This is a genomic window from Mycobacterium sp., assembly GCF_040398885.1.
Lineage (GTDB): Bacteria > Actinomycetota > Actinomycetes > Mycobacteriales > Mycobacteriaceae > Mycobacterium.
This window is the reverse complement of sequence record NZ_JBBATF010000004.1, coordinates 36041-45190: the sequence shown is the minus strand read 5'-3', so window position 1 is coordinate 45190 and position 9150 is coordinate 36041. Positions and strand designations below refer to the sequence as shown.

At 70.4% G+C, this 9150-nt stretch carries 9 protein-coding genes; 5 read left to right on the top strand and 4 right to left on the bottom strand.

From position 1 onward, the window contains the following. The 3 genes from ADBZ5U_RS00975 to ADBZ5U_RS00965 form a co-directional block, all read right to left on the bottom strand. Window positions 1–754: acyl-CoA dehydrogenase family protein (locus tag ADBZ5U_RS00975; protein WP_526261426.1), on the bottom strand; the 754-nt coding region annotated here is incomplete at its 3' end. 42 nt (window positions 755–796) lie between these two features. Beyond that, on the bottom strand, window positions 797–1078 hold the full coding sequence (locus ADBZ5U_RS00970; RefSeq protein ID WP_526261423.1) for a helix-turn-helix transcriptional regulator: 282 nt from the start codon (window positions 1076–1078) through the stop codon (window positions 797–799). A gap of 58 nt (window positions 1079–1136) precedes the next feature. Then, window positions 1137–2414, bottom strand: a complete 1278-nt coding sequence (locus ADBZ5U_RS00965; protein ID WP_526261421.1) for an ATP-binding protein — start codon at window positions 2412–2414, stop codon at window positions 1137–1139. Between the two features lie 130 nt (window positions 2415–2544). Between ADBZ5U_RS00965 and ADBZ5U_RS00960 the strand changes: the two genes are divergently transcribed. Continuing rightward, window positions 2545–4824 carry a carbon starvation CstA family protein gene (locus ADBZ5U_RS00960; RefSeq protein ID WP_526261419.1) on the top strand — a complete coding sequence of 760 codons (2280 nt, stop codon included), beginning with the start codon at window positions 2545–2547 and terminating at the stop codon, window positions 4822–4824. Continuing rightward, the gene (locus ADBZ5U_RS00955; protein ID WP_526261417.1) at window positions 4824–4961 is read left to right on the top strand and encodes a CstA-like transporter-associated (seleno)protein; all 138 of its coding nucleotides are present in this window, start codon (window positions 4824–4826) and stop codon (window positions 4959–4961) included. The genes ADBZ5U_RS00960 and ADBZ5U_RS00955 overlap by 1 nt, the downstream gene beginning before the upstream one ends. Window positions 4962–5027: 66 nt before the next feature. Here the strand turns inward: ADBZ5U_RS00955 and ADBZ5U_RS00950 are convergent, their stop codons facing one another. Further along, entirely contained in the window at window positions 5028–5810 is a 783-nt protein-coding gene (locus ADBZ5U_RS00950) for a bestrophin-like domain (RefSeq protein ID WP_526261415.1), read from the bottom strand. Window positions 5811–5902: 92 nt separating this feature from the next. Between ADBZ5U_RS00950 and ADBZ5U_RS00945 the strand changes: the two genes are divergently transcribed. The 3 genes from ADBZ5U_RS00945 (at window position 5903) to ADBZ5U_RS00935 (ending at window position 9131) form a co-directional block, all read left to right on the top strand. Continuing rightward, window positions 5903–6544 carry a GyrI-like domain-containing protein gene (locus ADBZ5U_RS00945; RefSeq protein WP_526261413.1) on the top strand — a complete coding sequence of 214 codons (642 nt, stop codon included), beginning with the start codon at window positions 5903–5905 and terminating at the stop codon, window positions 6542–6544. A gap of 1031 nt (window positions 6545–7575) precedes the next feature. Continuing rightward, the gene (locus ADBZ5U_RS00940; protein WP_526261411.1) at window positions 7576–8466 is read left to right on the top strand and encodes a CPBP family glutamic-type intramembrane protease; all 891 of its coding nucleotides are present in this window, start codon (window positions 7576–7578) and stop codon (window positions 8464–8466) included. Window positions 8467–8480: 14 nt separating this feature from the next. Further along, window positions 8481–9131 carry a M15 family metallopeptidase gene (locus tag ADBZ5U_RS00935; RefSeq protein WP_526261409.1) on the top strand — a complete coding sequence of 217 codons (651 nt, stop codon included), beginning with the start codon at window positions 8481–8483 and terminating at the stop codon, window positions 9129–9131. The last annotated feature ends 19 nt before the right edge of the window (window positions 9132–9150 follow it).

The following is a 9150-nucleotide window of genomic DNA, read 5'->3' as shown; positions in this document are numbered from 1 at the left end:
TGGCGCAGTGGTGCTTGACGGCCTGGAAGGTGGCGATGGTGCGGCCGAATTGCTCGCGCACCTTGGCGTATTCGACGGCGGCGTCAACGCAGTCCGAGGCCCCGCCGGCGGACTCGGCGGCCAACAGCGTGCGGGCCCGGGCCAGCGCGGCGTCACGCGCGCCGGGCAGCACGTCGACGACAGCCCCGGAGAGCGCGACGGTGCCCGAACGGCGGCCGCGGTCGAGGTTTCTCGGGACCTGAACCGTCACGCCGTCCGCGGCGCGCTCGACCAGCAGCATGTCCCGCCCGGCCGCGAGCAGCAGCACATCGGCCAGTCCGGCGCCGAGCACCACTCCGGCTTCTCCGGATCCCAGGCCGTCGGAGACCGTCACAGCGCCGCCGAAACCCACTGCGCCGGTTCGGGATCCGTCCACCAGACCGGGCAGCAGCCGGGCCTTCTGCTCATCGGTGCCGACCGCGTCGATGACCGCCGAGACCACCACGGTCGGCACGAACGGCCCGGGCGCCACCGCACGGCCCAGTTCGTCGACGACGACGACCAGTTCGGGCAGCCCGAAACCCGAGCCGCCGTAGGCCTCGTCGACGTGCAGTCCCAGCCAGCCCAGTCCGGCCAGCTCCCGCCAGAACGGCGGCCGGGTCTCCTCGTCGGCGTCCAGCAGTTCGCGCCCGGCCCATCGGGCCTTCTGCGCCGTCAGGAAGGAACGGGCGACCTCGCCGAGTTCGCGGTGGTCGTCGGTCAGTGCAATCGGCATGATCGGACGTTACCGCCCGCCGGCGGCGGCCGGTCGGCAGGGCTAATCCAGAGCGGTGATGAGCTGACCGACGGTGTGGTGCGCCTCCAACGGATGGCGCAGCCGCCCTTCGGTGTTGACGGTGTAGAGGTTGCGCCGGCCTTCCCTCTTCTTGTTCAGGTAACCACTCTCGGTGAGGTCGGCGAGGATCGCCTGAACGGCGCGTTCGGTGATGCCGATACGCAGGCCGAGCTCGCGGGCGGTCAGCGACTCGCCCCGCGACAGGCACAGCAGCACATGTGCGTGATTGGTCAGGAACGTCCATCCGCGTCCCTCGGCAGCCATGCGTCTGTTGTATCACTCAGATGATTCACGTATGGCGAATCGTGACTGGAGATGTCCTCTACAGGCGCGCGAATTCGGCCTTGCCGCGTTCGAACTCCTCGAGCATCGCCGGGGTCAGGGTCGGCCGGACCTCCCCGATCGCCCGCAGGTAGTCCTCGGTGACCGCCGGCATGCCCTTCCGGTCCCGCATCTCGCGCTCGAAGGCGGCCTGGGAACCCTTGCGCGCGGCGAACTCGATGTCGGCCGGGGTGAACAGTTCCGAGGCGCTGACCAACCGGTCGACGTCGACCCCGCCGTTGGCCGCCCCGAGGTAGCGCCGCCACACCGCGTGGCGGGCCGGCTGGTCGGGCGGGCCGACCGGGATGACGTAGTCGAAGCGGCCCGGCCGCAGGAACGCCGAATCCAGCGAGTGCACCGCGTTGGTGGCGCACACCAGAAGCCGGCTGTCGTGCTGGCGGAACGCCGGGATCAGCTTGAGCAGTTCGTTGGTGACGCCGAGTTCGGCGGTGGAGGCTCCGGCGCGGGCGGTGGCGATCTCCTCCACCTCGTCGATGAACAACACCAATTCGTCGAGTTCGGCCAGATCCGCGAAGGCCTCCCGCAGCGAGGCCGCCAGGCCGCCGGTGCCGGTGGCCGCCAGCCGGGACGGGAACAGCTCGACGAACGGCCAGCCCAGCCGCGACGCGATCGCTTTGGCGAAGCTGGTCTTCCCGGTCCCCGGCGGGCCGAACAGGATGACGGCCTTGGGCGGACTGACGCCGTAGCGTTCGGCCACCTCGGGGTGGCCCAGCGGGTCGACGATGCGCCGCTCGATGATCTGCTTCTCGGTCTCCATGCCGGCCATGTCGCCCCACAGTCCCGGTGGCAGCATCAGGCCGCCGAGTTCGTCGAGCAGGTTGGCCTGTTCGGGTCCGAGGTGCTCGAGCAACTCGAAGTACGCCAGCCCGTCGTGGCGGCCGTACCCCGAGTTCTCAAGCGCCGCGACGCCCGTCGCGCCATCAGGCAGCACCGCACAGATCCGGCGCACCCCCGCCGACCGCAACCGCCGCTCCAGGTCGGCCAGCAACGCCGAGCCGATCCCCCGGTCTCGCCACCGCGAACCGATGGCCAGCAGCAGGATCCACGCCCGCTCGCCCTGGATCTGGGCCACCGCCAGGCCGACCACCTCGTCGCCCACCTCCGCCACCACCGCCGGCTCGCCGGACTGGGCGGCGGCCATCACCTCGGCGACGCTGAACACCGGTTCGGCCGAGCCCGCCCCACGACTCTGGTCCCATACGCCGATGGCCTGGTCGAGGTCCTCGTCGTGGTAGTCGCGCAGGCGCCACACCGGCATCGGACTCACCTCCTCGCGGTCTGCCCCGAAAACCCGGGAAAGCAGATCCTGCCGGGATCGACCCCTAAAGCATCCCCCATCCAGTGGATGTCGGCGGGGGATTCCGGCCGGGGTGGGAGGATTCCCGTCTATGACATGCATCGAGGAGGTCCGCGGCGACGTCACCCTCGTCCGCACCGACCCGGACCTGCCGCCGGTGGCGATCATCGACCGCTCGCCGATCACCACCCGGCACAAACTCGTGTTCGGCGCCGTCGCGGTTCTGGGGGCCGTCGCCTGGGCGGTCATCGCGTTCCTGCGCGGTGAGACGGTCAACGCGGTGTGGTTCGTGATCGCGGCGATCTGCACCTACGTCATCGGGTTCCGGTTCTACGCCCGCCTGATCGAGATGAAGATCGTGCGTCCCCGCGACGACCACGCCACCCCGGCGGAGATCTACGAGAACGGCACCGACTACATGCCCACCGACCGGCGGGTGCTGTTCGGCCACCACTTCGCCGCGATCGCCGGGGCCGGACCGTTGGTGGGCCCGGTGCTGGCCACCCAGATGGGCTACCTGCCGGGCGCCATCTGGATCATCATCGGCGCGGTGCTGGCCGGGTGCGTGCAGGACTATCTGGTGCTGACCATCTCGACGCGGCGGCGGGGACGCTCGCTGGGCCAGATGGCGCGCGACGAACTCGGCCCGGTGGGCGGGGCGGCGGCGATCATCGGGGTCCTGGTGATCATGGTGATCCTGCTGGCCGTGCTGGGCCTGGTGGTGGTCAACGCCCTGGCCGAAAGCCCCTGGGGTGTCTTCTCCATCGCGATGACGATCCCCATCGCCATCTTCATGGGCCTGTATCTGCGCTACCTGCGGCCCGGCCGGGTCTCGGAGGTGTCGCTGATCGGGGTGGCACTGCTGCTGCTGGCGGTGGTCGCCGGCGGCTGGGTCGGCCACAGCGACTGGGGTCAGCAGTGGTTCACCCTGTCCAAGGTCACGCTGTCGTGGTGCCTGATCCTCTATGGCCTGGCCGCCTCGGTGCTGCCGGTGTGGCTGCTGCTGGCCCCGCGCGACTACCTGTCGACGTTCATGAAGATCGGCACCATCGCCCTGCTGGCCGTGGGGATCCTGTTGGCCCGGCCGGTGATGCAAGCTCCGGCCATCTCCCAGTTCGCCTCCTCCGGCGCGGGTCCGGTGTTCGCCGGGTCGCTCTTCCCGTTCTTGTTCATCACCATCGCTTGCGGGGCGCTGTCGGGCTTCCATTCGCTGATCGCATCCGGCACCACGCCGAAGCTGCTGGAGAAGGAAAGCCAGATGCGGCTGATCGGCTACGGCGGCATGATGACCGAGTCGTTCGTGGCGATCATGGCGCTGATCACCGCCTCAATCCTCAACCAGCACTTGTACTTTGTGATGAACGCGCCGACGGCGGCCACCGGCGGGACCGCTGAGACCGCGGCGGCCTACGTCAACAAACTCGGCCTTTCCGGGCCCCCGATCACGCCCGCGGAGATCACCGACGCTGCCTCCGGCGTGGGCGAGCAGTCCATCGTGTCGCGCACCGGTGGGGCGCCCACCCTGGCGTTCGGCATGGCCCAGGTGCTCTCGGTGTTCGGCGGCAGCGGCTTGAAGGCGTTCTGGTACCACTTCGCGATCATGTTCGAGGCGCTGTTCATCCTCACCACCATCGACGCCGGCACACGGGTGGCCCGCTTCATGCTGTCCGACGGACTGAGCAACCTCGGCGGCCCGCTGCGCCGACTGCACGATCCCAGTTGGAAGGTCGGGGCGTGGGTGTGCAGCGTCGTCGTCGTCGCGGCCTGGGGGTCCATCCTGCTGATGGGCGTCACCGATCCGCTCGGCGGCATCAACACCCTGTTCCCACTGTTCGGCATCGCCAACCAGCTGCTGGCGGCCATCGCCCTGACCGTGGTGACGGTGGTGGTGGTCAAGATGGGGTTGCTGAAATGGGCCTGGATCCCGGGCATTCCGCTGCTGTGGGATCTGGTCGTCACCCTGACCGCGTCGTGGCAGAAGATCTTCTCCGGCGACGCCAAGCTGGGCTACTGGACCCAGCATTTCTCCTACCGCGACGCCCGGGAGGCCGGCAAGACGGCGTTCGGCGCCGCCAAGAATCCCGCACAGCTGGACGACGTCATCCGCAACACGTTCATCCAGGGCACGCTGTCGATCATCTTCGCTTCGGTCGTGCTGATCGTGGTGGCGGCGGCCGTGGTCATGTCCGTCCGCTCGATCCGAGGCCGCGGGTCGCCACTGGCCACCGAGAATCCTGTTCCCTCAGGGATTTTCGGGCCGTCCCGGCTCTTCGCGACTCCACTGGAGAAGGAGGTGCAGAAGCAATGGGACGCCTTGGCCTCTCCGGGGGCCGATTCGCCCACCGGATCCGTTGGTACGTCGGCGCGCTGATGGGTGACAGCCACTACCAGCGCTACCTGGCGCACCGGCGCCGTCTGCATCCCGGCGAGCCGGTGCTCAGCGAGTCGCAGTACTGGCGGATGCGGCACCGGCAGGCCGAGCTCGATCCGGGGGCGCGCTGCTGCTGAGACTCCGCGGTGGCGCCTGACCGCGCGGTTCGAACTCGACCCTGACGATCGTCTCCAACCAACCTCTCAGGGCTGGGCCAACTGCTCCGCGACCGCCCGGATCGGCACCAGATTGCCGCCGGAGCGGGTGGCGAACGGGTAGGCCAGCGCCAGCACCGTCGTGATCGACACCGCCGGGATCAGACACCAGACGAGGATCAGCGAGGGCCGGCTGTAGATGACCGTGGAGATGCCCATCAAGACCGACGTCAGCACACCGACCACCAGCAGCAGTGCGGCCAGCGGCCGGGGAAGGGACCGGTTGGCCACCACCGCGACGGCGGCCGAGGACGTGCTGAGGTTGGACGCCGCGGCGGTCAGCGCGGAGGCCTGCCGGTCGGGGGTTCCGGGGGCGTAAGCGTAGGCGTGCAGAGCGTTCTCGAAGGCGTCCAGCGGGACGGCCGACGGCATATCGCCGGTCTGCCCCTTTCGCAGAAAGTCGTCGTCCTGGTTGGCCGCGGTCGTCGCATAGGTCCGTAGCTTGTCCATCAGCGCCGCCGACGCCGCCTGGTCGGTGATGTTGTTGAGTTCCCAGGCCATCTGGTGCACGGCGGTCGCCTGCTGTTCGACGGCGTTCAGCGCGGCGGTCACCGCCCCCCAGCAGATCGAGATGGCGAAGCCGACGAAGAAGGCGAAGGTCGCCGCCACCCCGGTCAGCAGGTTGCCGGCCTGCTCGGCCAAGGCCTCGCGGGCGTCGGCGTCGCGCCATCGGAGCACGGCCTTGCGCGCGGCGGTGGTCACCGCCCAGAAGAAGAGCGTCATCAGGGCGGCGATCGCCCACAGCGGCAGAGTGACGATGAGAACCCTCACGCTGGGCAAACTAGCAGCAAGCCGGGCCGGGGAACCCGGTCTTCGCCGCCGCGCGTTGAATGATCGTCAACGAACACGGGACAGGAGTCGTCATGCTGAATAAGATCGCCGGCGCGCTGGGGCAGGTCGCCGAAGGGGCGGGCACCATCGTCGGAATCCGGCACGGGACCGAGGAACCGTCGTTCACGGTGGAGCGACGGGTGGGCGACGTCGAAATCCGCAGTTACGGCCCGCGGATCGCGGCCGAGACCACCATCAACGCCAACGAGGAGTCCGCCCGCAACGAAGGCTTCCGCAGACTGGCCGGCTACATCTTCGGCGGCAACCGGGGCAACACCAAGATCGCCATGACCGCACCGGTCGCCCAGGAGAGCGCGGCCGGCTCCGGAAAGGGCCGGAAGATCGCGATGACCGCACCGGTCGCCGCGCAACGCGGCGACGCCGGCCAGTGGGTGATCCGGTTCTTCATGCCGTCCGAACACACGCTGGACACGCTGCCCACCCCCAACGACGAACGGGTCCGGCTCGTCGAGGTCCCGGGCGAGCGGGTGGCGGTGCTGCGTTTCTCCGGGAACTACAGCCCCGAGGTGATCGCCGGTCGTACCGAGGAGCTACTGAAGACCCTGCAGGACAACGACATCCGGCCCGTGGGCCAACCCTTCTCGTGGTTTTACGACCCGCCGTGGACGATCCCGTTCCTGAGGCGCAATGAGGTCGTGGTCAGCCTGGGCTGAGCGGCTCAGCCTGCCGCCGAAGCCGGAGCGGCCGGAGCCGAAGCCGGAGCGGCCGGAGCCGAAGCCGGAGCGGCCGGAGCCGGAGCCGGAGCGGCAGGAGCCGGAGCCGGAGCGGCCGAAGCCGGAGCCGGAGCGGCAGGAGCCGGAGCGGCAGGAGCCGCGGGGGCCGGAGCCGCGGGTCGGCCCGCCGGCTGTGCATCCGGTGCCGACGCAGGGGCTGTCGCGGCCCGAGCGGGCGCCTCGCCGGGTTTAGCCGACCCGGCCGGAGCCGCGGCGGGTGCCGCGGCTCGGGCAGTGGCATTCGGCACGGCCGGAGCCGAGGGAGCGTTGCCGGGAACCGCGGCGGGAACCGGGCCCGCTTCCGGCGCCGGCGGGCGAGGCGCCACCCCGGCCGGCGGGCCCGCGGGGCCGGACTGGCTCAGCGGGACGCTGCCGGCGATCCTGGCGTCGTCCACCGGCCGCTGGGCCAGGAGCAGCAGGGCTTCGCTGGTCGACACCTCTTTGGTGCGCAGAGCGTTCCACACTTCCTTCAGGTACCCCACGGTGGGATTTTCGTCGGGGGCGGTCTGGGTGGTGCCCGGCGGCAGACTGTCCGGACTGGGCAGATGCGACATGCCGTCAGGCGGGGTGATCGGGGCCGGCGCGGCAGCCTGCGTCCCGCCGGCCGGGGCACCCGGTACGGCGGCCGGGGCGGCCGGAGCAGGGGCCGGGGCGGCCGGAGCAGGGGCAGCGGGGACGACGGGCACCGCCGGGACCACCGGATCCGCGGCCGCGATCGGGACGGCAGCGACCGCCAGCCCGACACCGAGGGCCGCAATTCCGGCAAGGGAGCCGGGGCCAACCATTACAAGACGCACGTCCCACCTCCGCGCAGATCACGCCTCCACACAACCTTTCCGATCATGCCGTTGAATCGTTACACGCGCCAGTCGGAACACGGATCAGGGGCGATCCGGCGATAAGCTCGGCGGCACCGGACCGTAACCGAGGTGGGGGTGCGAAATCGTCGCCATCGCGAAGCGTGAGCCCACGTGAGGGACCTGCTGCGAGCCCGTCCGCTGGCTTCCTTCTTCGTTCTGTCCTACGCGATCACATGGATGCTGTGGGCTCCGATGGTGGCCGCCGGCGTGCCCGCGTTCTCCCAGACCCGCCACGTTCCGTCGATCTACGCGCTGCCCGCCGTGGCCGTGGGCGTGACCGGCACGGCGTTTCTCATGACGGCCGTCACGCAGGGCCGCCCCGGGGTGCGCCGCCTGCTGCGGCGGCTGACGTTCTGGGACGTCGGCCTGCGCTGGTACCTGGTGGCGCTGTCGCTGATCCCGCTGGGCGCATGGCTGATCAGCGCGGCGTTCGCCGGCCCGCAGGTGCTGCCGGCACTGAGCGCCTCGGCGCTGGCGCTGTACCCCGCGGCGTTCCTGGCCCACTTCGTCTTCGGTCCGCTGTTCGAGGAGACCGGGTGGCGCGGCTTCGCGCTACCCCGCATGCAGCACCGCTTCGGCCCGCTGCGCGGCAGCCTGCTGCTCGGATTGCTCTGGGGCGGTTGGCATTTCTTCCTGTATGTGCCGGTCTGGATCCATGACGGCGCGCTCTCAGGGGTGGTCGACGCCGCGAGCTTCGTCGCGTTCACCGTCGCAATCTCGGTGGTCTTCACCTGGTTGTCGAACAACACCCGGGCCAGCCTGCTGCTGGCCATGCTGTTGCACGGATCGGTCGACGGAACCGCCACCTACGTCCAGGTCCTCGCCGACCGCGGCGTGATCCCCCGCGACGCCGCGGCGTTCACCGCCGGATTCGCGATCTTGTCGACCGCCGCACTGGCCGCGGCCGCCATCGTCGGGTTGACCCACCGGCGGCTGAGCTATCCGCGGTACCGCTACGAAGCCGAGCACCTGGACCTGGGCCGCCCGGTGGGTTCGCGGTAGCCGACAATGCAGGGATGCGACGAATTCCGGCTGCGGTGGTCCTCGCCGGCGCTCTGGCTTGGACCCCGGCGGTGAACGCCGCGCCCGGCGTTCCGCCGGTGAGCCCGCAGGCCCGCGCCGCCGGGCTGATCGACGTGCGCAGCGTCGTTCCCGACGCGATCGTGGACCTGCGCTACGCCACTGCCGACAACTTCGTCGGCGTGCCGTTGTATCCGGCCGACGCACGCTGCCTGGTGCACGAGTCGCTGGGGCCGGGGCTTGCCGCGGCGGCGGCGGAGCTGCGCCGGCAGGGCTACCTGCTGGTGTTCTGGGACTGCTACCGGCCGCACGAGGTGCAGGTGCGAATGTTCGACGCGGTGCCCGATCCGGCCTGGGTGGCCAGACCGAGCGGATACGCGCGCAGCCACGAGGCGGCCCGGTCGGTCGACGTCACCCTGGCCTCCGCGGGCCGTCTGGTGGACATGGGCACCGACTTCGACGAATTCTCGCCACGCGCCACCGCCTACGCCACCGAGGGGGTCAGCGCCGCGGCGCGGGCCAACCGGGCGGTACTGCGCGATGCCATGGCTGCCGGCGGTCTGGCCGTCTACCCCGGCGAATGGTGGCACTTCGACGGCCCCGGCGCCGCGCAGCCGCGCGCGATCCTGGACGTGCCGGTGAATTGAGCGCGCGGTTCCGCAGCCG

Bases quoted from the DNA above. Each gene is read 5' to 3' on its own strand.
- ADBZ5U_RS00970 (WP_526261423.1), bottom strand. From the start codon at position 1,078: ATGGCTGCCGAGGGACGCGGATGGACGTTCCTGACCAATCACGCACAT.
- ADBZ5U_RS00965 (WP_526261421.1), bottom strand. From the start codon at position 2,414: ATGCCGGTGTGGCGCCTGCGCGACTACCACGACGAGGACCTCGACCAG.
- ADBZ5U_RS00960 (WP_526261419.1), top strand. From the start codon at position 2,545: ATGACATGCATCGAGGAGGTCCGCGGCGACGTCACCCTCGTCCGCACC.
- ADBZ5U_RS00955 (WP_526261417.1), top strand. From the start codon at position 4,824: ATGGGTGACAGCCACTACCAGCGCTACCTGGCGCACCGGCGCCGTCTG.
- ADBZ5U_RS00945 (WP_526261413.1), top strand. From the start codon at position 5,903: ATGCTGAATAAGATCGCCGGCGCGCTGGGGCAGGTCGCCGAAGGGGCG.
- ADBZ5U_RS00935 (WP_526261409.1), top strand. From the start codon at position 8,481: ATGCGACGAATTCCGGCTGCGGTGGTCCTCGCCGGCGCTCTGGCTTGG.